Raw genomic sequence first — 22472 nt, 5'->3', positions numbered from 1 at the left:
GGAAATAGATTCTACTCAATAATACAAAAGGGAATTTATATCAATATTCATAATGGTAAAACGCTGATTTCCGCTCCGGGCACTTGCTTTCCGTGGGGTGGGCACCATGCCTCCTCGGAGCAAGCTCCTGCGGGGTCACGCCTGTCCCACTAATCCCACAGGAGTCAAGCACCCTCCGCTACAATCAGCTAGTTTAGCTTTTTAGATGACTTTCCCAAAGGCACGCCAAATAATATATTATCGTTTCTGACATTTTATCATTAAGAATGTGAATGGAGGTTTATTTTCATTATTTTTATGTGGCTCAACAACATTCGAAACTTCTATTCGTCCATATTTTTCAAATTCTTCTTTTATGGAATCGACATCATAAAAAAACATTTTTACTCCTTCCATGATTTCGAAATAATCTTTATCTAATTGTTTGCCTTTGCCGTACATTGGAGCATCTTTTGAAATCGTAGTGAAAATCATATATCCGTTTGGTTTTAGTTGATCATAGCAATCTTTCATAAACTTAGCTCTCTCACTTTTATTCAATAAATGAAGAAGTGCGTAACAGAATATACCATCATAAAGTTTGTTTTCAAAAGGCATGTCCGTTACTGAACCATGAATAAATGTAGCATCAAGCCCATTCTCCCTTGCCAATTCAATCGCAGTTTTTGAAATCTCGATACCTGTTACATTTATTCCGCTATCAATAAAAATCTTTGCATTTCTACCATATCCAATACCAGGGATTAATATATCCTTAACTTTCTTTTCAAGGAAAAAATCTTTTGTTAAAATTGCGGAGTCTGCTGGTTCAAATCCCCACATCATTTGATTTTCGATAAAGCTAGTTTCCCAAAATTCAGTCATACTAAATTCTCCTTTGTTCGATTACTCAAAATAAACAGGACTGAAGACAATCTTATTCTACATCAAAGTTGTCTTCAGCCCAAAACATACCAAACTGGCGAGTATTTATTTTATATTAATGTCTTTCTCCTAAAACTGCTTCTGCGATATTTACTGCATGATCGCCGATTCTCTCTAGGTTACTTACGATGTCAACGAAAACAATCCCTGCTTGGGCACTACATTCCCCAGCACTTAAGCGCAGGATATGCTGCTTCCGTAATTTTCTTTCCATCTTATCGATCTGCTCTTCTTTTTTAATAACATTTCGCGCCAGTTCTTTATCATCATGATCCAACGCATTAATCGCTTCTTTAACGGTCGAAATGGTCAACTGGAACATTTCTTCAAGCTCGTCCATTGCTGAACCAGTAATTTTTACTTTATTAGCTAGTTGATACTCAACTAATTCTAAGACATTTTCATAATGATCACCGATTCTTTCAATATCACGAATCGTATCCACTAAAACAGAATGTTCATTGGATTCAGCTTCTGATAAGGAACTAGACGAAAGCTCAACTAAGTAATCGGTTATCTTTCTATCTAAATTGTTAATCGCATCTTCAAGCTGAGCAGCTGTATCTGAATGCTTGGAAGATTTTGTTTTCAAATAGTTATTCGTTTCTGTTAACCCTAGTACAGCAAATTGTCCCATTCGCAGAACTTCTTCCTTTGCTTGTCCTAAAGCAATTGATGGTGATTGCTCAATAAAGACGGGGTCAAGGTGCTTCGCCTTATATTCCAAAACAGAATCCTCACCAGGAATCAATTTGGTTACGATGATAGCTAGAATTGCTATAAATGGAAATTGTATAACGGTATTTGAAACATTAAAAATCCCGTGGGCAAAAGCGATTGTCATTTCAGGATTTAAATGCATCTTATCTTGCAAAAATTCAACGAGAAGCTTAAAAGGTCCTAGTAAGATCATGAAAAGCGTCGTCCCGATTAAATTAAATAATACATGGGTTGCAGCAGCTCTTTTTGCTGCTACAGATGCACCAATTGCCGCTAATACAGCTGTTATCGTTGTCCCAATATTATCGCCAAATAATACAGGTAGTGCAGCATTTAAATCAATCAAACCTTCAGAAAATAGTCCCTGTAATATTCCTATCGTTGCACTTGAACTTTGAACAATCACTGTAAAAAGGGTTCCAATGATTACTCCTAGAATCGGATTTGAACTCATACTTACTGTTAGTTCATGAAAAGCTTCTAAGCCTCGTAATGGTTTCATTCCACTACTCATGAGCTCTAGTCCAAAGAATAAAGCACCAAAACCAAAGACAATCTGTCCAAAGCTATGTATCTTCTTGCTTTTGAAGAAAAATAATAGAATCGAACCTAAAGCAATAATTGGTAGTGCATAGGCACCCACATCAATCCCAATAATAAAGGCTGTTATCGTTGTCCCAATATTGGCACCCATGATAACTCCAATAGCTTGGCGTAGAGTCATAAAACCAGCACTTACCAAACCAATTGTTATAGCTGTAGTCCCACTGCTTGATTGTATAAGTGCAGTCACAATAATTCCAGCTAATACTCCCATGAATGGATTCGTTGTAAATCGGTCTAATATATCTCTAAGCTTATCTCCGGCAGACTTTTGAAGGCCATCGCCCATGTATTTTATCCCAAATAGGAATATCCCTAGTCCACCAAGAAACTCAAATATCATCTGTTGAATATCAAAATCCAAACTCTTCAGCCCCTATAATGTAAAATAATATGAAAGGTCTTTAAAAAACCCTTTACCATTATGCTCTATCGATTGTCATAATGTAAATAATTTATGATGCAAATTTACAATTCCTTAATAAAAGAGTCTTATGTTACATTTACATTACAAATTATATTAATTATAATTTATTTCAATATGTTAAGGACTATTTATAAGCATAGATTATTTTCTTGTATTGATGCTAGGCACAGGCTAAAATGATTAAAGAATACATAAAGGGTGGTTTTAAATGAATATTTTTAAACAGCTCATTTTGAGCATATATTCGCCTAAAGCAATCGCATCATGGCGATATCAAGGTATAGGGAAGACAATATTATTTGTCTTTTTACTTGTCCTTATTTCGATTATTCCAATTTCCGTACAACTTAGTACAGATATCATCAATGGATTTAATGTTGTTAAAGATTCAATTGAAGAGGAAATTCCCGATTTTATCATTAATGATGGCGAGCTAATTTCTGATCAGACTGCCCCTGTTATTATTGAAAACGATGGTTTTTCCATTATATTTGATTCGACTGGAGAAGTGGGCTTAAACGATTTAGACCTGTCCGTAAATTCACTTGCTCTTTTAAAAAATGACTTTGCTGTCATCATCCCGGGTGGGACTGTTGATCATTTTTCCTATTCTGCGATGGATATCGCATTATCTAAAGAGGATATTGCTTTGTTCATTCAGTCCCTTGACTCTCTTTTAGGCATTATCATTCCCATCTTAGTTATCCTTATTTACCTTTTCTCTAGTGCGATGAAGTTTATTGGGATATCTGTTTTAGCTCTAATCGGATTGCTTCTCCAAAGAACTGGTGAAAAACTTAAATATCGACATATGTGGAGGATCGCTGCTTATAGTATTGTAATACCAACGTTATTTTTCATGGTCATGGATATCTTCCGCACAACTGTTCCTTTTGGTTTTATGTTAAACTGGCTCGTTTCCATATTTGTTTTATTCCTTGCTTTAAAAGAAATACCTCCGGTAAAAGAAGAAGAATTATAATCAAAAAAACGCGGAAATTTCTGCGTTTTTTTGTACTATTTAGGATTGGACAAGCATATACATGGAAAAATCCCATTAAAGGAGAAAGATCCATGAAACGTCTATTCGTCCTACTATTAATCGTCGCAACTATTTTTGCCATTTATTATGATTTGAGCAAAGGAACGCTTCCTATTGCAATCGAAACAAGTACGCAAGCTCAAGTGGAAACAGAAACAACTCTCGAGCCGATCATCGATTATTTCGAGCAAGAAGTTCAAAATGGTGACACGGTCCTTTCCATTATTGAAAGACAATTAGACAGGCCCATCCCTGTTCCTATAGATGATATAACGAATGATTTTAGCAAGCTTAATGATGGAATAGAAGCGAATAAAATTCAAGTTGGCAAGATTTATCACTTCCCAGATTATAGAAAATTACATGAATAATCCATTTAAACCAGTAAGATTCTTGTCAAGTTAATCCTTTCACTGATACAATTAACTCATATTAGCATTATAATGATAGTTGAATTCAATTTCCTAATCAAATTTTGAAATTGGTTCAGGTGCTTATTTCTTTTAGATAAAGGAGAGAATCACTTTTGAGTGAAATTATACATCGTACAAAAACCCGTCCCGTTAAGGTTGGCAACCTAACTATTGGTGGAAATAATGAACTTGCAATCCAGAGTATGACAACGACTAAGACACATGATGTTGAAGCTACTGTGGCTCAAATTAAGAGACTTGAGGAAGCAGGATGTCAAATCGTTCGCGTTGCTTGTCCAGATGAACGTGCTGCAAATGCGATTGCAGATATAAAGAAACAAATTAATATTCCACTTGTTGTGGATATCCATTTTGATTATAAGCTTGCCCTTAAAGCAATCGAGGGCGGTGCCGATAAAATTCGTATCAACCCAGGTAATATCGGTAAAAGAGAAAAAGTAGAAGCAGTTGTAAAAGCAGCTAAAGAAAAAGGGATTCCCATTCGAATTGGGGTAAATGCAGGTTCCCTCGAGAAGCGTATTATTGAAAAATACGGCTATCCAACTGCCGATGGTATGGTTGAAAGTGCTCTTCATCATATCAAGATTCTAGAAGATCTAGATTTCCATGATATCATCGTATCGATGAAGGCTTCAGATGTAAACTTGGCGATCGAAGCTTATGAAAAAGCAGCCAAAGCATTTGATTATCCATTACATTTAGGAATCACAGAATCCGGAACATTATTCGCTGGTACAGTCAAAAGTGCCGCAGGATTAGGCGCTATCCTTAGCAAAGGGATCGGAAATACCTTACGTATCTCTTTAAGTGCGGATCCTGTTGAAGAAGTGAAAGTTGCGAGAGAGCTACTTAAATCATTCGGCCTCTCATCAAACGCGGCTACATTAATATCGTGCCCTACATGTGGACGGATTGAAATTGACCTCATCAGCATCGCTAATGAAGTAGAAGAATATATTTCAACGATTAAAGCTCCCATTAAGGTGGCTGTTCTAGGCTGTGCAGTAAATGGTCCTGGAGAAGCACGTGAAGCTGATATCGGCATTGCAGGAGCTCGTGGAGAGGGTCTACTCTTCCGCAAAGGGAAAATTGTCCGTAAAGTCCCTGAAGAAACGATGGTCGACGAACTCAAGAAAGAAATCGACCAAATCGCAGCAGAGTACTTTGCCAAAAAAGAAGAAGAAGCAAAAGCTGAAACAGTCCAATAAAAATACGAGGCTTGGCCATGTGCCGAGCCTCGTATTTTTGTATAACTTTTCAAGTGCTCCTAACTTGAAAAGCTTAAAAAAATGGGAGGATGAACATCCCTAATATAATGGATACGGCTCCAATCCCGATCGCCCAGCTACCGAGACTTTTTGCTCCTCTACGTCGTGCAATGAATCCGAGCACGATACCTGCTGCCCCAAACAAAATGGGAGAAACAAATAAAGATAAAATCGAGAGGATGATCGCAGCAAAGCCCATTCCTGTTCCTCCGGCTCCTGCATCTACATCTCGTTCTTCTTTATACTCTCTTCCAAAAGAGACTGGCGCAGCCATTTCAGCTGAGGTTTCCTCTAAATAATCTGCAGTTCTCGATTGATAACTCGTTTCTAAGCCCTCATCGTCCTTTTGTAAATTGACAACAGGGGCGTTACGTTCTTGATCTGCCATATTTAAAATCCCTCGCTTTCTTTGTAGGAGCATTAATATTGTTTTACAGATGAAGAGATTTTAAAAGTGTTAAAGTCTGTCAATGGAGGATCTTAAGATACCGCTACATATTTTTAAACGAAATTGTTAAAATGATGTAGTAAAGCATGTAAAAGGAGACAGAAAATGAAGAAAAGACTCGGCATCGATATCGATGGCACCGTAACACGTCCCGAAACGATCCTCCCTTATATGAATGAAGGGTTTGGCTTATCCTTAACATTAGAGGATGTTCTAGACTATGATTTATCACTTTTAGTGGACATTTCAGCATCAGAATTTGCTAAGTGGTGGCTCAACATTGAGCCGAGGGTATATGAAGAATCCCCTTTGGCCGATGAGGTAAAAAACGTACTACTTCAATGGGAAGAAATGCATGAACTCTATTTTATTAGTGCTCGCAGTAGCCACTTATTAAATGTAACAGAGGAATGGTTTAAGAAGGAAGGCTTGCCCTTTCATCATATAGAATTAACTGGTTCACATGATAAAATTCAAATGGTAAAAAAATACGATCTCGACATATTTATGGAAGATAAGCATGATAATGCGGTTATGATACATGAATATTGTCAAATCCCCGTCCTTCTCTTCAATACACCTTATAATCAAAAGCCTCTACCAAAAGGTGTAATTCGAATCAATAATTGGCTTGAAGCTAAAGCTTGGGTAGATGATTGGTCTAAAAAATAGTAAAAAAATGCATAGAGTGAACAACTGCACTCTATGCATTACATTCAGGACAACGTCCATAAATTTCAAATTTATGACCAGATATGTCAAACCCTTGTAAATTTTCACTTAAACTTTGCATCGGACATGTTTCAATTTCCTTTGTCTTCCCACAATCTAAGCAAATAAAATGATGGTGGTGAGACGTATGGGAGCAAGTGAAACGAAAGTGTTTTTCACCTGATAGCTCAGTCATTTCAAAAATCCCTAAATCAACAAACATCGAGAGATTACGGTATATCGTATCGAAACTTAAACCTGGATAATCATCCTTCATTTGATCAAGGACGTCCCTAGCGGTTAAATATTTCTCACTATTGGAAAATAATTCAAGCATTTCTTCTCTTTTTCCCGTATGCTTGTACCCTTTTTCCTTTAATAACTGTAATGCTTCATTTACATTCATGCTTTCACCCCATTTTTAATAGGTCTGGATGAGCTTATCTTTTTTAAGCCAATCGTGACAACTAATATGATTACTGCGATCATAACAATAGTTCCACCTGGTGCCAAGTCTAAATAATAAGAAAGAACTAAGCCACCTAAAACAGAGGTTTCGCCGAACAGAACAGAATAGAATATCGTCTCTTTAAATCCCCTTGCAATTCGTATGCTTGCAGCAACGGGCAAAGTCATTAAAGAAGAAACTAACAGAATCCCAACAATTCTCATCGATGAGGCAATTACGAGAGCAACCATTATAATAAAAATAAAATGAATGCTTTTTACAGCTATACCAGATGCCTTTGCATGCTCTTCATCAAAGGATAATAAAAATAACTCTTTGTATAAAAGGATAATCGCTACGATAACAAAAACACTAATCAACAAAATCGTATATAAATCAGCGCGACTTACAGCACTGACACTCCCAAACAAATAACCAAAAAGATCCGTATTAAATCCATCTGCTAGTGAGATAAAGATGGCTCCTAAACCAATTCCTCCTGATAAAATAATCGGAATAGCTAATTCTTGATAATGCTTATAAACGGTGCGTAGCTTTTCGATAAATAATGAGCCCCCAACAGAAAACACCATTCCCATATATAAAGGATTGAGGCCACTCATCACCATGAATTTTTTTTCAAGGAGAAGACTTAGTGCAATCCCTGCTAAAGTTACATGACTTAACGCATCAGCTATAAGGGACAAACGCCTTACAACGATAAAAACTCCTAATAATGGAGCAATGATTCCAATAATCATTCCAGTTAGGAACGCATTTTGTAAAAATTCATATTGAAGTATATCCTGGATCATGTTTAAACTCCTTCATGATGATGGTGTTCATGAGAAAGCATATGAACATCATGACCATAAATCTGTGACATATCATTGATTTGTAGCTGCTCAAATTCCTCTGTATTCCCATGAAAATGTAAATATTTATTTAAGCATGCTACATGTGATACTTTATCGGTAATCGTCCCAATATCATGGGTAACTAAGAGGAGCGTAATGCCTCGATCTTTATTTAAATGCTCAAGCATCTCGTAAAAGGATTGAACATTCTGAGCGTCTACTCCAACGGTTGGTTCATCGAGAATCAGGAGCTTCGGCTCACTCACTAACGCTCTAGCAATAAAGACCCTTTGCTGTTGACCACCAGAAAGCTGCCCAATACTTCTATTCATATAATCGGTTAACCCTACCGATTCTATCGCTTCTTTAATCTTCCGATGTTCTTCTGCCCGCAAAAACTTAAAAAGGCCAACTTTCTTTGTTAACCCACTGCTTACTACCTCGTAGACAGTAGCAGGAAATCCTGTATTAAATGAATTTGCTTTTTGTGAGACAAATCCGATTTGATGCCAATCCTTAAAACGATGAATCTCCTCGCCAAAAAGACGAATATGCCCCTGTTGTATCTTTAGGAGCCCAAGAATCAATTTTAATAAGGTAGACTTCCCTGAGCCATTCGGTCCCACAACGGCTAAGAAAGATCCCATAGGGATGGTTAGTTGAATATTTTCTAAAACATTTTCCTTTTCATAATGAAAGGACAAATGATTAATTTCGATAATCGGTTGCTCGGCAGTCATGATATCACCTAGTTTTTTAAAATTAAAATAGAATCATTACGATTTAGTAGTATACAGGATGTAGCCCTTTATGTAAAGCTTTATGCTGTCCGTCACAACTAGATGACCATGCTCATAAAGTAAAGAAGAAGGGGTGTGGGACGTTTGAAAATCTTCCAAAAAATCATTAATCATAAAATCAATTCCATTACAGGAAAAGAACTACTCAAATATGGTAAGCAATTCCAAGTTAGTATTAGCAATGAGCAAGCAAACACAATAGCCGCTCATTTAAGAGGGAAAAATGTCAATATTTTTAATGATGACGAAAGAAAAAAAGTCATTAGTGAAATTGCCAAAATAGTTGGTCCTGAAAAGGCCAACGAAATCAATCGTATATTTGTTAGTTTTATCAAGTGAAGCATAAAGAAATCCACTCAGGGTGCGAGTGGATTTCTTTATATATAATTATTCAGAAATGATGTTTTCTAGAAGGTTTTCATTAAATTCTTTCGTACGAAGCATAGCAATCTCATGCTTGTACGGGGCCTTTTTACTATTTTTGTCTTCTCCTACATAAGGTGTTTCGAGGATTTTCGGAACGTCCATTAATTGAGGATGATGAACAATATGATTTAACGCCTTAAATCCAATATTTCCAAATCCAATGTTCTCATGTCTATCCTTACTTGCTCCTCGTTCGTTTTTACTGTCATTAATATGGAGAACTTTTATGCGGTCAATTCCAACAATTTTATCAAATTCATTTAATACTCCATCAAAATCTTCAACAATATTGTAGCCTGCATCATGGGTATGACAAGTATCAAAGCAGACAGAAAGACGATCATTATGAGTTACCCCGTCGATAATCATGGCGATCTCTTCAAATGTTCTTCCACATTCTGAACCTTTACCTGCCATTGTCTCTAATGCGATCTGCAAAGACTCCTGACCTGTTAACACTTCATTTAATCCTTCAATAATTTTCTGAATTCCCGCTTCGGCCCCAGCGCCTACATGAGCACCTGGATGGAGAACAATTTGCTTTGCCCCAATTGCTTCTGTACGCTCTATTTCACTTCTTAAAAACCGAACTCCTAAATCAAAGGTGTCAGGATTCGTCGTATTTCCAATATTGATAATATAAGGAGCATGGACGACGATTTCATTAATGCCATTCTCCTTCATATGCTGACGCCCTGCTTCAATATTCAAGTCCTCAATCTTCTTACGTCTCGTATTTTGTGGAGCCCCTGTATAAATCATAAATGTGTTAGCACCGTAAGAAACAGCTTCCTCACTGGCTGATAAAAGCATTTTCTTCCCACTCATTGATACATGTGATCCAATTTTCAACATTATGATCTCTCCCTTATTTAAAAATACTAACTTATTTTCTTTTTAAGCGATTTTGACGCTTTTTAATTTTATCGACTTCAGACTGCATCTTTTTCTTATATCCTGGCTTAACCTTTTTAGGCTTTTTGACAATCGATTTTGCCATGACATCAATTTCATCATGCTGTCTTTGTCTTTTCTTTCTTTTGTTTCGATCGCTTATTTCAACGATCTCCCCATCCCTCAAATCAACATTTTTAAATTGAATTCCAAGGTTTTCTAAACGATTAAGTGCATCTTCATCTGATGAACTATAAATCGTAAGAGCCACACCTGAATAACCAGCACGAGCTGTTCGTCCAACACGATGGACATAAAAGTCTAAATCAGAAGGTAACTCAAAATTAATAACATGACTAACTCCTTCAATATCAATCCCTCTAGCAGCCAAATCTGTTGCGACAATGTATTGAAATTCTAAATCCTTAATTTGCTTCATCATTTTCTTACGTTCTCTTGGACTAAGATCCCCATGAACTCGTCCAACCTTTAATCCTTTATATGCTAACGCATTTGCCACCTCATCAGCCATCTTTTTTGTGTTCGTGAACACAATCGCCAAATAAGGATTATAGGCTGTTAGGACGTCATAGACGATTTCTTTTTTACTTCTGTGACGGGATGGCAATAAATAATGAGCGATTTTTTCTGCCGTTAGCTGCTTTGGTTCAATATGAACATATTGTGGGTTCTCTAAGTATTTTTTCAAAAAAGGTTTTAGCTTTTCAGGTATTGTTGCAGAGAACACAAGCATTTGTAGCTTTTCCGGCATTCTTGAAGCAATCTGGTCAATATCTTCAATAAAGCCCATATCAAGCATTAAATCCGCTTCATCAACCACCAGTGTAGTAGATTTATGAATAAGAAGGGCTTGATCCTTTGCTAAGTCGTTAATTCTTCCTGGTGTACCAACGACAATATGAGGCTGAGTTTTGAGTTTTTCAATCGTTCTCTGCTTGTCCGTACCACCAATAAATAGTCGTGTAGATATCTCTTCTTCACTGTACTCTGTTATTTTTAAAATTTCCTGATAAATTTGACTAGCGAGCTCACGTGTTGGTGCTGTAATAACTGCTTGTACCTCTTTTTTTGTTGGCTCAATTTTATCAATGATCGGCAAAATGTATGAGTGGGTTTTTCCTGTCCCTGTTTGCGATTGTCCAATCGCACTTTCTTCTTTTTGGATAATGGGGATCAGTCTTTGTTGAATTTCCGTTGGTTCATTAAACCCTATTTTCTGTAAAGCTTCCATCACAAATGGTTGAAATCCATATATGTTAAATTTCGATTCTGTCATCCTTCTACTCCTTCATCATGTTCGTCCTTTTTTGGACATCATCTAATCATTATAATAAAGATTTGGCAATAGCGCCAATTAAGCATATATTCTTTGCTTTTATTTATATCAAATTCAACTCAATTTTTGCAAAAGTACTTAACGATTCCTGCTTATGTGCATACCCTAATAGGAGAGAATCTACGTAGATGTCTAGAGAGCTACAGATTGAAAGGAGGAAAAGTAATGCAACCTAGAATGAGAGCTCCTTTCCCCCCACCTGGAAACCCACCGAGAGGTTCGATGATGACAAGAGGAGGACCTTCCATGAACAGGGCTGGGTTTAGACCACCACGCCCACAACGAGGAGGCGGTGGAGGTGGACTTTTAGCAAAGATATTTGGAAATCGAGAGAACCAAAGAGGCGGTTCAAATCCTTTTTCTTTTCCTACATCCACAGCAGCAGGGCAAGCAGCCAGTCGAGGCGGTGGAGGAGGTTTATTAAAAACGTTAACCGATCCGAACGCCTTAAATGGATTTCTGGCGAATACGGAGAAAATGTTAAGTACTGCACAACAGATTGGTCCGATGGTTCAGCAGTATGGTCCAATGGTCAAGAATCTACCTTCATTATGGAAGCTCTATAAAGGCTTTAGAGATCTCCCTTCCGAATCTGAGGATGACTCCCCTAAAGAAGAAGTTCAAAAAAAGAAGACTCAAACTAAAAAGAAAAAAACCGCATCTTCAGGAGAAAATGAAGAAGCAAGCCAAGGAAAAAATTCTCCTGAAAAAGGGCAATCAGCTCCTAAGTTATATATCTAAAAAAGTCGATTTCTTAAAGAATGCTTTCATGAGCATTCTTTTTTTTAAGCGGTGTTGTACTCATGCTTTTATTTTTCCATCTTCCTCAAATTGAGGTTTTAGGCGAAATCCTTTATAATGAGTTCGTGGGATGAGATTTATCAACCATATTTAAATAATTTCTGTGTTTATTGCACTGCATTCTATCAATTTCTCACATTTATATAAAAATGTGTAATTGACTAATAGATTAAGAGCAATCTTCGCTTTTAGGGGGTTACTGAATGAAAGTTATTAAGATTTCTCCACGCGGTTACTGCTATGGTGTCGTTGATGCCATGGTAATTGCAAGAAATGCTGCTTTAGATAAAACATTGCCTCGACCAATCTATATCCTCGGGATGATTGTTCATAATAAGCATGTTACAGATGCTTTTGAAGAAGAAGGCATTATTACATTAGACGGAAGTAATCGAAAAGAGATACTTGAAAAAGTCGATCAAGGAACAGTCATTTTTACAGCCCACGGGATCTCTCCTGAGGTTCGTGCTTTGGCTAAGGAAAAAGGACTTGTGACCATTGATGCTACTTGCCCAGATGTGACGAGAACTCATGACCTGATAAGAGAAAAAGAGGCAGAAGGCTTTCAAGTCATCTACATCGGCAAAAAGGGCCATCCAGAGCCTGAAGGAGCACTTGGCGTTGCCCCTGGCATTGTTCACCTTGTAGAGACAGAAGAGGATGTCAATAATCTTCAACTGAATCATGATAAACTAATCGTCACAAATCAAACGACGATGAGCCAATGGGATGTTGGTCATATTATGGAGCTTTTGAAGGAAAAATTCCCTCATGCTGAGTTCCACAACGAAATTTGTAATGCCACTCAAGTAAGACAAGAAGCTGTAGCACAAACAGCTGGTGCTGCTGATGTCACGATTGTAGTGGGCGATCCAAAGAGTAATAATTCAAATCGTCTAGCTCAGGTTTCAGAGGAAATTGCTGGGACAAAGGCTTATCGAATCGGTGATTTAAGCGAGTTGAAGATCGATTGGATTAAAGACGCTGAAACAGTCGCAGTCACGTCAGGCGCCTCTACTCCAACACCAATCACAAAAGAGGTTATTGTTTTTATCGAGCAGTTCAATCCACAAGATGAATCCACTTGGAAGGTAGAGAAAAAAGTACCTTTAAGTAAAATCTTACCGAAGGTTAAAAAAGTATAACCGGGCAATTGCCCGGTTTTTTTATTACATAAAAACAAATGGGTCTGTATTTGGTTTTGAAGCGATAAACGAGACGTTCAAGCCCTTGTCTTCACACATTTTTGCTAGAACCTCAGCAACGCCCTTTTTCATAATTTGTTCAATATGATGGCCTGGATCGATAATATTCAAGCCTTCCATCATCGCATCATGGGCGACATGATAATACATATCCCCTGTCACATAAACATCTGCCCCTTTAAACTTTGCGGACCTAAAATACTTGTTTCCGTCACCACCGAGGACAGCGACCTTTTTAATTCTATTTTTCAAGTTTCCAACCACACGAACACCTGTTACTCCTAATGCCTTTTTCACATGTTCGGCGAAATCCTCTAATGACATTTCATTAACATACCCGATTCTTCCCAATCCTAATGACTCTCCTGGATTGTCTAAGCTGTAAATATCATACGCAACCTCTTCATATGGATGGCTCTTAAACATAGCAGAGAGAACTCTTTTTTCCAAATGGGCAGGAAAAACCGTTTCCACTCGAGACTCTTCTACACTTTCTAGCTTACCTTGTGATCCGATATATGGGTTCGTATTTTCTCCTGGAAGAAATTGACCTATGCCACTAGCCGAAAATGTACAATGACTATAATTTCCAATTGATCCTGCGCCTGCATTTCCTAATGCTAGTTTAAGTTCTTCTACATTTTCTTCTGGTACAAAGACGACCAATTTTTTTAGCTTCACCTCATAGGTTGGAACGAGCACCTCTGTATTTGTGAGCCCAAGCGCCTCTGCTAATAGATCATTTACTCCACCTTTTGCCACATCTAAATTCGTATGGGCCGCATAGACAGCAATATCATGCTTAATCAATTTCTCAATCATTCTACCAGAGGTTTGTTCCGTCGATATCTTTTGTAAAGGACGAAAAATAATCGGGTGATGGGCAATAATTAACTCGACATTTTCAGCAATTGCTTCATCAACTACTTCCTCTAACACATCTAAGGCCACTAAAACTTTACTGACAGGTTTATTAAGACTTCCAATTTGTAAACCAATCTTATCTCCCTCCATCGCATATGCCTTAGGAGAAAATTGCTCAAATAATTGGATCACTTCATAGCCATTCGCATTCTTCAAGACTTTAGAACCTCCTCTACCATTAATATTTTATCTATTAGTTCTGCTTTTTTCTTTTGATTATCTTCGCTTTTAGCTGCTTCTTCAAGTTTAGCTAAAATTCTTTTCCAATTCGCAACTTCGCCCGCCCATTTTTTCATAAAGGGCTCAGTTTTTTGTTGTACTAAAAAGGGGCCCATTAATAATAAAGCTTTTCTATCCAAATTATTGTACGGCTTCAGAGGCTCTCCTTTTTCAGCTACGAGAACTTCATAAATTTTCCCATCTTCTTCCAAAATTTCTTCTTCAATAAGCTCCCAGCCATGGTCTACTAACCATAGCCTAATCGACTTTGCACTTAAATTAGGCTGTAAGATGAGTCTCTTTACCTTTTCAAGCTTCTCGACACCATTATCGAGGATGCTCGCAATCAAAGCTCCACCCATTCCAGCAATGGTAATGCAATCGACTTCACCGCTGGAAATGACCTCTAAACCATTTCCTTTACGTACATCGATACAATCTTCGAGACCTTCCGATTCTACTTGTTTTTTCGCAGATTGAAAGGGACCTTCTACGACCTCCCCAGCAATGGCATAGCTTACTTGTCCCTTCTTAACAACATGACATGGTAAGTACGCATGGTCTGAACCAATGTCGGCGATACGACTTCCTTCAGGTATGTATTTGGCCACCGTTTGTAGGCGTTCTGATAGTTTATCAATATTCATTCCTTCACCACTTTATCAAGACTATAGAGTTCATTCTCCATTTAATAAGTATAGAAAAAGTCCTTTACATATGCAAAGGACCTTTTAGCAATATTTTATTTTACTTTAATCCTGCTAACCATTCAGCCATTTCAGCTTCCCTACCTTGAACTAAACCAGGTGGCATTGAACCCTTACCATTAGTTAGGATATCTTGGATTTCTTCTTGAGATAGATGGTCACCAACACCTGTTAAAGCTGGACCCATTCCACCTTCATAGTTTCCACCATGGCAACTGACACAACCACTTTGCTGGTAAAGCTCTTCTGGAGTCGCAGAAGCTAAGTCTTCTGTTTCTGCTCCACCATTTTCTTCTTCAGCTGCGATTTCTTTCATGTCTCCGACACCTTTAAATGACATTAAGAACATGAGACCTACCCCAAAGACCATAATTAGAACAAATGGAATAATTGGATTCCGATTCATTGCGTTAACCTCCCTTATGTAAGAACAACCAGTCAAATAATTGAGTCTATTTCACAATAAGAAAGTAACAGTACGTACGTCACTATGAAATAGACAAGATATAATTACAAACAATCTTTATTTTACTCGAAAATCGAAAGAAGGAAAAGACCTAAAGTAAAGTTTGTCACAGTAAGTTCATAAAAATGTCAAAAACTCCACTCGAGATCGTGAAGTTTTCAATGGTTATTATTTGATTGATTTCCATTTATTATTCCCAAAAACTTAGCAGCCAATTTGACGTGCAATCACCATTCTTTGAATTTCGGATGTCCCTTCGCCAATTTCTGTCAGCTTGCCATCCCTTACATAACGCTCCACTTCATATTCCTTCATGTAGCCATAGCCTCCATGAATTTGGACAGCCTGATTGGCTACCTCCGTACAAATTTCCGAGGCATATAGCTTGCAAATCGATGCTTCCTTCGTAAAGTTACGTCCTGCATCCTTTAACCATGCTGCCTTATAAACCATATTCCGTGCTAACTCGATTTTCATTGCCATATCAGCTAATTTAAATTGAATCGCTTGAAATTTTGAAATAGTCGTTCCAAATTGCTGCCTTGTTTTTGCATATTGTAACGCTTTTTCATAGGCAGCTTGAGCTATGCCCAGCGCCATTGCCCCAATCCCAATTCTTCCTCCATCTAACGTAATTAAAAACTGTTTAAAGCCTTCTCCCTTTTTTCCGAGAATATTTTCAGTTGGCACTTGAACATTTTCTAAAACAAGCTCTGTCGTATTTGACGCATGTAAGCCCATTTTTTCATAATGACTATGAATCGAAAATCCTTTTATATTCGTTGGAACAATAATCGCACTGATTTCTTTTTTTCCATTGGGCTTACCTGTAATAGCCGTTAAAGCAAGATGCTTGGCGTAACTAGCATTCGTAATAAAACATTTGCTCCCATTAATGACGTAATACCCGTTCTCCTCGCTTGCCGTTGTTTCAGTACCTCCTGCATCCGATCCAGCATTAGGCTCGGTTAACCCAAACGCTCCGAGCGAACGGCCTTCACAGATTGGAACTAAGTATTTTTCTTTTTGTTCCTTTGTACCAAATAAGGCGAGAGGTGCCCCACCTAAAGAAATATGGGCAGAATAAGTGATCCCTGTTGAAGCACAGGCACGGCTCAATTCCTCAGTTACGATCGCAAAGCTAATCGAGTCAGCTCCTCCCCCGCCAAATTCTTCGGGAAAAGGAAGACCCATCATGCCCATTTCAGCGAGTTCTTTAAAAATTTCGCTCGGAAATTCTTTCTTCTTATCTCGTTCATTTGCTCCTGGTGCGACCACTTCATCTGCAAACTCCTTTATCGTGCGCCGGATCATATCCTGCTCAGTTGTGAGATCAAAATTCATGTAAATCCCCCCTTGACCTATCAGTGGAATCGCTTACAATGATAGTATGAGGTTATTTTGTGAATTATCTCTATATTTCAAAAAATATTCTTGCTAAACTAGAGAATTTGAATAAATATGGACATGATTAAAAGTACAACACCAAGATAACCAGAAATCATAAAGTATAAGAGCTTTAACTTTTTCCCAGTCAAAATCCATAACAAGCAATTTAGAATTAAAACGAAGTAGAGAATAAAAATATTATCACCCATAAAATGAGAGGCTATTTCGGTGCTCGTCAGTAGTAAAAAAAGACCTGATATTACAAGTGCGATTTGATATTGAATCCTTTTTCTGAAAAAATAATATGTAGTTAATATGGCGATGATGATTAAAACTATTCCTAGGGTCATTTGCAAATCGAAAGATAATTCTGTAAAATAAAAGAAAAAAACATATATTGGAATTAAAAGAAGCGGGAGAATGTATGATTTCTGAAGTTTTTTCTTCGTCCCTTTTGATTTACTATGTTCAGGTTCAGGAGAATTTCCTTCTGTATACAAAGCTAACAAGTAATCACAATAATGTTCTGGAAGCATTCGATTTTCCTTCCAGGTTAAAATTTCGTTGATAATAATCGTTTTTCGTTTGTCATCCATAATTTCGCATCCTTTATCAAAAAAAAGAAAATAGCTTACTTCAATTGTAAGAAGTAAACTATTTTCTAGCAATAATTTTTTTATTTTATTCTAGGAAGTCCTTTAGTCTTTTGCTTCTGCTTGGATGTCTGAGCTTACGAAGCGCTTTTGCTTCAATCTGTCTAATACGTTCACGAGTAACACCAAAGACCTTACCCACTTCTTCGAGCGTGCGTGTACGTCCATCATCAAGTCCAAAACGAAGACGTAAAACATTTTCTTCTCTATCGGTTAACGTATCAAGAACATCTTCGAGTTGCTCTTTTAATAGCTCATAGGCAGCATGTTCTGAAGGAGATGTAGCATCCTGATCTTCAATGAAATCTCCTAAATGTGAATCATCCTCTTCACCAATTGGAGTTTCGAGGGAAACGGGCTCTTGAGCAATTTTTAAGATTTCACGTACTTTATCTGGCGTTAAATCCATATCTTCGGCAATTTCTTCTGGTGACGGTTCACGTCCTAGATCCTGTAGAAGCTGACGTTGAACGCGGATTAATTTATTAATTGTTTCCACCATATGAACAGGAATACGAATCGTTCTTGCTTGGTCTGCAATCGCACGTGTAATCGCTTGGCGAATCCACCAAGTTGCATACGTACTGAACTTAAAGCCTTTACGATAATCGAACTTTTCAACTGCCTTAATTAAACCCATGTTTCCTTCTTGAATTAAATCAAGGAACAGCATTCCACGACCAACGTATCGCTTTGCAATACTAACAACTAGACGAAGGTTAGCTTCTGCTAAACGGCGTTTCGCTTCTTCATCGCCATCTTCGATTCTTTCAGCTAAGTTAATCTCTTCTTCTGCAGAGAGTAAGTCAACACGACCAATTTCTTTTAAATACATACGAACCGGATCATTAATCTTCACTCCAGGAGGAACACTGAGGTCATTTAAGTCGAATTCTTCTTCACCTTTGGAAAGTTCCTGCACATTTGGATCACTATCATCATTCTCATCTACGAGTTCAACACCATGCTCTTCTAGAAACGCGTAGAATTCATCCATAGAATCCGAATCTAACTCGAAACTGGATAGTTTTTCTGCAATATGATCATAGGCAAGAACACCTGTTTTCTTTCCTACTTCTGTTAATTGTTCTTTTACTTGTTCTAGGGTCAAATCTGAATCAACCTCTTTTGAACGGGCCGACTTTTCAGCCATATGTACCCCTCCTTCTTCAAATCACGAAAACGATTGAAATATTTCATTTTATTTATAATAATTAGGTTATCAAGTTTCCATCATAACCTTCATTTGAAACCACTGTTCATCATAGAGACTTCCTTAACTGAATGATTTCCATGGCAATTCTCGCTGCACCAGTAAAATCAGATTCTGCCTCTAATTGTTGACGCTCTTTTTCTTTTTCCCTTATCTTTAGCATCTTTTGATGTTTCAACACCTGATTAATATAATCGCTTAATTCTTGTTCACTCAATTCCTCATTGACAGACATCATTTCAATATGAGCAATTGTTCGCCTTAGCTTATCATCTGTCAAATAATTCATGAAATGACTTGGATTTGACTCCATCCCTTTTTCATAATAACCATATAAATAAGTAATAATCGCTTGATGCTCATCAATATTAAAAGAATGACCTGAGAGCTTATCCTGTACTTTGTAAGCAATATTAGGATCTCTCATCATGTGGTAAATTAATCTTCTTTCCGCATTGTGAAAAGCTGGCTTTAATGGTTCAACCTGCCTTTTTGAAACAAATTTTTGTTTCTGCTCTGTAAATGGTTGGCCTTGATTCTTTCTTTTATTTTCAAAATATAGCTGCTTTTGCTGTTCTTTTAAAGCATCTAAAGAAAGTGAAAATTCATTTGAAATCTGTCTTAGGTAATGGTCTCGCTCAACTGCCCTTTCAAGCTGACTGATTTCCCTTAATACTTCTTCGATATACTGCAAGCGATCTCCTTCGTTTTGAAGATCTTTTCCTCTTCTGAAGTATAAAAGCTTAAAGGACATGAAGGTCATGCTTGAACCGATGATTTCTTTATTGAATTTAGCTTCCCCGTATTTTTTAATATAATCATCAGGATCTAGACCATCTGGCATCATTGCAACCCTTACTTGAGAGCCAGCTTCGACCAGCATGTTAGCTGCTCGATATGCAGCTCCTATTCCAGCTTTGTCAGAGTCATAACAAATCGTAACAGATTCACTATTCCTCCTAATTAAGGCAACATGGTCATTTGTCAATGATGTCCCCATTGCGGCGACCCCATTCTCAACCCCAGCTCGATCTGCTGCAATACAATCTGCAAACCCCTCAAAAAGAATAACTTGTTGTAATTTTCGAATCGTCGGTCTTGCTAAGTGAAAGTTATATAAAATTTTACTTTTATTAAAGATTGCCGTTTCGGGACTATTTAAATATTTAGGTTCATCTGACCCCAGTGATCTCCCAGAAAAAGCAATCGTGTTTCCTTTTTGGTCAAAAATAGGGAACATAATTCGATCGCGGAAACGGTCAAAATAGGTTCCGTCATTTTCTCGTTTAATAATAAGACCTGATTTTTCTAATATATCAGGTTCGAAATTCCTCTTCGTCAAAAATTTATAAACAAATTCCCATGATTTTAGCGAATATCCGATTTGAAATTTATCGATTGATTCTTTTGTAAATCCCCGGTTAAGCAGATATTCTAATGCATGCTGACCATCTTTTGTGTTTACCAATAAATGATGGTAGAATTTACGTATTAATTCGTGGGCTTCAATCATTTGTTTTAATTCTTTTGAGAAAGATGTCTCAGTTGAAGTAGCTTCTGTTGGCGAAATGTCTAACTCGACATTCGCTTTTTCAGCCAACTTTATCGCCGCTTCCGGAAAAGAGAGACTGTCAAGCTCCATAATAAACGAGAAAACATTTCCTCCTGCTCCACACCCAAAGCAATGATAAATTTGCTTATCTGATGAAACCGAGAAGGATGGCGTATTTTCACCATGGAATGGGCATAAACCCATGTAGTTACGCCCTTGTTTTTTTAGTTGTACATAGTCGCTAATGAGATCGACTATATCAACGGCTTGGCGAATTTCATTTATTTTTTCTTCAGGAATTCGCACCTGCATTGAAAACAACTCCATATATTGTTAATTTCGTAAAACCCCTTGCATGAAAAAGAAAATGTTCATAATAAGCTCACTGAAGAGATATTCGGCAAAAATCAAAGAACACCTTTAATTTTCGACAATAAATTTGTGAAATTTTTTCTAAAACGGTTTCGATCGTCCATCGTAAATGGTTTCGGACCTTTTCCATATTTCCCTTGCCTACGGGCTTTAGCAGATAAATATCTCATATGTAAGGCGGATTCGATGTCTTTTTCTTCATACAAGCTTCCCCGCGGACTAAGGACAAGCACCTTTTTTGCTAAAAGGGTCGAGGCTAAACCAATATCCTGCGTAACAGCAATATCTCCAGCATGAACATGATTCATAATAAATAAGTCTGCAGCCTCTTTATCTGAATCAACATAATGCCAAGTTCCACCTATGGTGTCGTTTGTCACGTGATTATAGGATGCAACAAAGGAAACACTCACATCAAAATTCTGAGCAATTTCGACAATTTCCGCTTTAACTGGACATGAATCTGCATCCACAATAACCTTTGGTCTTCCTAATGTACTATAAATTCTACATCACTCCACATATTCCTGCTTAAAAAAGGAATAAGTTTTGAATCTTCGATTTGTCGAATTTTCTTTTGCTTCTGAACTTGACTTCTATTCATAATTAGTTTATTCGTTCATTAGTAAGTCTAAACCTATAATAAACATTTTTATCACAATTTTTTATTATAGTATAAAGAATAGTATTTTTCCATTATTTTTTCTTACAAAAAAAGAAAACTAGTACAGATCGTACTAGTCATTCACATTATTGAGATATTTTCCTTTTATAATACTGATTTAAAATGATATTAGCTGTTTCTTCTACAGCCTTGTTCGTCACATCAATCGTCTGACAACCGATTTTAGAAACAATTTTCTCAAAGTATTCCAGTTCCTCATTAATTCTTGATAAGTTTGCATAGCTCGCTTGGTCATTTAATCCAAGAGAAATTAATCTTTCTCGTCGGATACTATTTAGTTTTTCCGAGCCAATCTTCAAGCCAAAACATTTTTCTGGCGAAGTTTGAAAAAGCTCCTCAGGGGGATCAACCTCAGGTACTAATGGAACGTTCGCAACTTTTAATCTTTTATGAGCTAAATATTGTGAAAGCGGGGTTTTCGATGTACGAGAAACTCCGACTAATACAATATCCGCCTTCAAGATCCCTCTTGGGTCTCGTCCATCATCATATTTAACAGCAAACTCAATTGCTTCGACCTTTTTGAAATAATCTTCATCAAGCTTTCTCACTAGTCCTGGTTCAAAAAGCGGTTTTATACCGCTCGCTGCTTGGATTTCATCAATCAATGGTCCAATAATATCACACGCATAAATCTGTTCTTTAATGCTTGCTTCTTTCATATATTCACGGATATCTGGTTTAACTAACGTATAGGCAATCATTCCCTTGTCCATTTTCACAAGAGAAATCACCTCATCTACATCCTCAATGTCTTCTACATATGGGAAACGTTTAATGGTGGCATTGCTCCCATTAAATTGGCTCACTGCCGCCTTCGTTACAAGCTCTGCTGTTTCCCCAACAGAGTCAGATACAACATAGATGATTGGAATTTTTCCCATTTCAAAAACCATCCCCTCTGCAACTATATTCTACTTTGTTCTG

Annotated in this window: 24 protein-coding genes; 7 read left to right on the top strand and 17 right to left on the bottom strand. The window is 37.3% G+C overall.

From position 1 onward, the window contains the following. Positions 1-237: 237 nt before the first annotated feature. Positions 238-864: a class I SAM-dependent methyltransferase gene (locus tag AA0X71_RS08105; protein WP_413361193.1), complete on the bottom strand. Its 627-nt coding sequence runs from the start codon at positions 862-864 to the stop codon at positions 238-240. Between the two features lie 115 nt (positions 865-979). After that, positions 980-2611, bottom strand: coding sequence for a Na/Pi cotransporter family protein (locus AA0X71_RS08100; protein WP_413361191.1), 1632 nt, complete (start codon positions 2609-2611; stop codon positions 980-982). Between the two features lie 271 nt (positions 2612-2882). Here AA0X71_RS08100 and AA0X71_RS08095 point away from each other — a divergent pair, with 271 nt between their 5' ends. From AA0X71_RS08095 to ispG, 3 genes are all read left to right on the top strand, one after another. After that, on the top strand, positions 2883-3656 hold the full coding sequence (locus AA0X71_RS08095) for a DUF1189 domain-containing protein (protein WP_413361189.1): 774 nt from the start codon (positions 2883-2885) through the stop codon (positions 3654-3656). A gap of 92 nt (positions 3657-3748) precedes the next feature. Continuing rightward, the gene (locus AA0X71_RS08090; protein WP_413361187.1) at positions 3749-4087 is read left to right on the top strand and encodes a hypothetical protein; all 339 of its coding nucleotides are present in this window, start codon (positions 3749-3751) and stop codon (positions 4085-4087) included. A gap of 164 nt (positions 4088-4251) precedes the next feature. Next, complete coding sequence (gene ispG / locus AA0X71_RS08085; protein WP_413362527.1) at positions 4252-5358, top strand: flavodoxin-dependent (E)-4-hydroxy-3-methylbut-2-enyl-diphosphate synthase; 1107 nt, start codon at positions 4252-4254, stop codon at positions 5356-5358. A gap of 73 nt (positions 5359-5431) precedes the next feature. Here the strand turns inward: ispG and AA0X71_RS08080 are convergent, their stop codons facing one another. Then, positions 5432-5806, bottom strand: coding sequence for a hypothetical protein (locus AA0X71_RS08080; protein WP_413361185.1), 375 nt, complete (start codon positions 5804-5806; stop codon positions 5432-5434). A 165-nt stretch (positions 5807-5971) separates the two neighbouring features. Between AA0X71_RS08080 and AA0X71_RS08075 the strand changes: the two genes are divergently transcribed. Then, positions 5972-6538, top strand: a complete 567-nt coding sequence (locus tag AA0X71_RS08075; protein ID WP_413361183.1) for a hypothetical protein — start codon at positions 5972-5974, stop codon at positions 6536-6538. A gap of 31 nt (positions 6539-6569) precedes the next feature. Here AA0X71_RS08075 and AA0X71_RS08070 read toward each other — a convergent pair whose 3' ends face one another. From AA0X71_RS08070 to AA0X71_RS08060, 3 genes are read right to left on the bottom strand one after another with little or no spacing between them, the layout of a single operon-like run. After that, positions 6570-6983, bottom strand: a complete 414-nt coding sequence (locus tag AA0X71_RS08070) for a Fur family transcriptional regulator (RefSeq protein WP_413361181.1) — start codon at positions 6981-6983, stop codon at positions 6570-6572. Then, positions 6980-7840, bottom strand: a complete 861-nt coding sequence (locus AA0X71_RS08065) for a metal ABC transporter permease (RefSeq protein WP_413361179.1) — start codon at positions 7838-7840, stop codon at positions 6980-6982. Before AA0X71_RS08065 ends, AA0X71_RS08070 begins: the two co-directional genes overlap by 4 nt. 2 nt (positions 7841-7842) lie before the next feature. After that, positions 7843-8622 (bottom strand): metal ABC transporter ATP-binding protein, encoded by a 780-nt coding sequence (locus AA0X71_RS08060; protein WP_413361177.1) that lies wholly within the window; start codon positions 8620-8622, stop codon positions 7843-7845. A 144-nt stretch (positions 8623-8766) separates the two neighbouring features. On the opposite strand from AA0X71_RS08060, the gene AA0X71_RS08055 reads away from it, so the two are divergent. Further along, positions 8767-9021, top strand: a complete 255-nt coding sequence (locus AA0X71_RS08055) for a DUF2624 domain-containing protein (RefSeq protein ID WP_413361175.1) — start codon at positions 8767-8769, stop codon at positions 9019-9021. Positions 9022-9069: 48 nt separating this feature from the next. On the opposite strand, the gene AA0X71_RS08050 is transcribed toward AA0X71_RS08055, so the two are convergent. Beyond that, positions 9070-9963, bottom strand: coding sequence for a deoxyribonuclease IV (locus tag AA0X71_RS08050; RefSeq protein WP_413361173.1), 894 nt, complete (start codon positions 9961-9963; stop codon positions 9070-9072). A gap of 31 nt (positions 9964-9994) precedes the next feature. After that, the gene (locus AA0X71_RS08045) at positions 9995-11299 is read right to left on the bottom strand and encodes a DEAD/DEAH box helicase (RefSeq protein WP_413361171.1); all 1305 of its coding nucleotides are present in this window, start codon (positions 11297-11299) and stop codon (positions 9995-9997) included. A 225-nt stretch (positions 11300-11524) separates the two neighbouring features. Here AA0X71_RS08045 and vrrA point away from each other — a divergent pair, with 225 nt between their 5' ends. Both vrrA and AA0X71_RS08035 read left to right on the top strand, forming a co-directional pair. After that, positions 11525-12100, top strand: a complete 576-nt coding sequence (gene vrrA, locus AA0X71_RS08040) for a VrrA/YqfQ family protein (RefSeq protein WP_413361169.1) — start codon at positions 11525-11527, stop codon at positions 12098-12100. A gap of 263 nt (positions 12101-12363) precedes the next feature. Then, on the top strand, positions 12364-13305 hold the full coding sequence (locus AA0X71_RS08035) for a 4-hydroxy-3-methylbut-2-enyl diphosphate reductase (protein WP_413361167.1): 942 nt from the start codon (positions 12364-12366) through the stop codon (positions 13303-13305). A 24-nt stretch (positions 13306-13329) separates the two neighbouring features. On the opposite strand, the gene AA0X71_RS08030 is transcribed toward AA0X71_RS08035, so the two are convergent. The 9 genes from AA0X71_RS08030 to AA0X71_RS07990 form a co-directional block, all read right to left on the bottom strand. Further along, a complete protein-coding gene (locus AA0X71_RS08030) occupies positions 13330-14445 on the bottom strand; it encodes a Nif3-like dinuclear metal center hexameric protein (RefSeq protein WP_413361165.1) in 1116 nt (371 codons plus the stop codon). Next, entirely contained in the window at positions 14442-15155 is a 714-nt protein-coding gene (locus tag AA0X71_RS08025) for a tRNA (adenine(22)-N(1))-methyltransferase (protein ID WP_413361163.1), read from the bottom strand. Before AA0X71_RS08025 ends, AA0X71_RS08030 begins: the two co-directional genes overlap by 4 nt. A gap of 100 nt (positions 15156-15255) precedes the next feature. Then, complete coding sequence (gene cccA / locus AA0X71_RS08020; RefSeq protein WP_413361161.1) at positions 15256-15621, bottom strand: cytochrome c550; 366 nt, start codon at positions 15619-15621, stop codon at positions 15256-15258. Positions 15622-15885: 264 nt separating this feature from the next. Continuing rightward, positions 15886-17025 carry an acyl-CoA dehydrogenase family protein gene (locus AA0X71_RS08015; RefSeq protein WP_413361159.1) on the bottom strand — a complete coding sequence of 380 codons (1140 nt, stop codon included), beginning with the start codon at positions 17023-17025 and terminating at the stop codon, positions 15886-15888. Positions 17026-17123: 98 nt separating this feature from the next. Beyond that, positions 17124-17666 carry a hypothetical protein gene (locus tag AA0X71_RS08010; protein ID WP_413361157.1) on the bottom strand — a complete coding sequence of 181 codons (543 nt, stop codon included), beginning with the start codon at positions 17664-17666 and terminating at the stop codon, positions 17124-17126. Between the two features lie 85 nt (positions 17667-17751). After that, positions 17752-18876, bottom strand: a complete 1125-nt coding sequence (rpoD, locus tag AA0X71_RS08005) for an RNA polymerase sigma factor RpoD (protein ID WP_413361155.1) — start codon at positions 18874-18876, stop codon at positions 17752-17754. Between the two features lie 109 nt (positions 18877-18985). Then, complete coding sequence (gene dnaG / locus AA0X71_RS08000) at positions 18986-20800, bottom strand: DNA primase (RefSeq protein WP_413361153.1); 1815 nt, start codon at positions 20798-20800, stop codon at positions 18986-18988. Positions 20801-20895: 95 nt separating this feature from the next. After that, positions 20896-21333 (bottom strand): DUF188 domain-containing protein, encoded by a 438-nt coding sequence (locus tag AA0X71_RS07995; RefSeq protein ID WP_413361151.1) that lies wholly within the window; start codon positions 21331-21333, stop codon positions 20896-20898. A 277-nt stretch (positions 21334-21610) separates the two neighbouring features. Continuing rightward, complete coding sequence (locus AA0X71_RS07990) at positions 21611-22429, bottom strand: pyruvate, water dikinase regulatory protein (protein WP_413361149.1); 819 nt, start codon at positions 22427-22429, stop codon at positions 21611-21613. Positions 22430-22472 lie beyond the last annotated feature (43 nt).

This window comes from Robertmurraya phoenicis (assembly GCF_047302285.1).
GTDB lineage: Bacteria > Bacillota > Bacilli > Bacillales > Cytobacillaceae > Robertmurraya.
The sequence above is the reverse complement of the archived record's forward strand: the minus strand, read 5'-3'. Positions and strand labels throughout refer to the sequence as shown.

What these genes read in the sequence shown, in the direction of transcription:
- AA0X71_RS08105 (WP_413361193.1), bottom strand. Translation starts at nt 864, where the DNA reads ATGACTGAATTTTGGGAAACTAGCTTTATCGAAAATCAAATGATGTGG.
- AA0X71_RS08095 (WP_413361189.1), top strand. Translation starts at nt 2,883, where the DNA reads ATGAATATTTTTAAACAGCTCATTTTGAGCATATATTCGCCTAAAGCA.
- AA0X71_RS08090 (WP_413361187.1), top strand. Translation starts at nt 3,749, where the DNA reads ATGAAACGTCTATTCGTCCTACTATTAATCGTCGCAACTATTTTTGCC.
- AA0X71_RS08080 (WP_413361185.1), bottom strand. Translation starts at nt 5,806, where the DNA reads ATGGCAGATCAAGAACGTAACGCCCCTGTTGTCAATTTACAAAAGGAC.
- AA0X71_RS08075 (WP_413361183.1), top strand. Translation starts at nt 5,972, where the DNA reads ATGAAGAAAAGACTCGGCATCGATATCGATGGCACCGTAACACGTCCC.
- AA0X71_RS08070 (WP_413361181.1), bottom strand. Translation starts at nt 6,983, where the DNA reads ATGAATGTAAATGAAGCATTACAGTTATTAAAGGAAAAAGGGTACAAG.
- AA0X71_RS08065 (WP_413361179.1), bottom strand. Translation starts at nt 7,840, where the DNA reads ATGATCCAGGATATACTTCAATATGAATTTTTACAAAATGCGTTCCTA.
- AA0X71_RS08060 (WP_413361177.1), bottom strand. Translation starts at nt 8,622, where the DNA reads ATGACTGCCGAGCAACCGATTATCGAAATTAATCATTTGTCCTTTCAT.
- AA0X71_RS08050 (WP_413361173.1), bottom strand. Translation starts at nt 9,963, where the DNA reads ATGTTGAAAATTGGATCACATGTATCAATGAGTGGGAAGAAAATGCTT.
- AA0X71_RS08045 (WP_413361171.1), bottom strand. Translation starts at nt 11,299, where the DNA reads ATGACAGAATCGAAATTTAACATATATGGATTTCAACCATTTGTGATG.
- vrrA (WP_413361169.1), top strand. Translation starts at nt 11,525, where the DNA reads ATGCAACCTAGAATGAGAGCTCCTTTCCCCCCACCTGGAAACCCACCG.
- AA0X71_RS08035 (WP_413361167.1), top strand. Translation starts at nt 12,364, where the DNA reads ATGAAAGTTATTAAGATTTCTCCACGCGGTTACTGCTATGGTGTCGTT.
- AA0X71_RS08025 (WP_413361163.1), bottom strand. Translation starts at nt 15,155, where the DNA reads ATGAATATTGATAAACTATCAGAACGCCTACAAACGGTGGCCAAATAC.
- cccA (WP_413361161.1), bottom strand. Translation starts at nt 15,621, where the DNA reads ATGAATCGGAATCCAATTATTCCATTTGTTCTAATTATGGTCTTTGGG.
- AA0X71_RS08015 (WP_413361159.1), bottom strand. Translation starts at nt 17,025, where the DNA reads ATGAATTTTGATCTCACAACTGAGCAGGATATGATCCGGCGCACGATA.
- AA0X71_RS08010 (WP_413361157.1), bottom strand. Translation starts at nt 17,666, where the DNA reads ATGGATGACAAACGAAAAACGATTATTATCAACGAAATTTTAACCTGG.
- rpoD (WP_413361155.1), bottom strand. Translation starts at nt 18,876, where the DNA reads ATGGCTGAAAAGTCGGCCCGTTCAAAAGAGGTTGATTCAGATTTGACC.
- dnaG (WP_413361153.1), bottom strand. Translation starts at nt 20,800, where the DNA reads ATGCAGGTGCGAATTCCTGAAGAAAAAATAAATGAAATTCGCCAAGCC.
- AA0X71_RS07990 (WP_413361149.1), bottom strand. Translation starts at nt 22,429, where the DNA reads ATGGGAAAAATTCCAATCATCTATGTTGTATCTGACTCTGTTGGGGAA.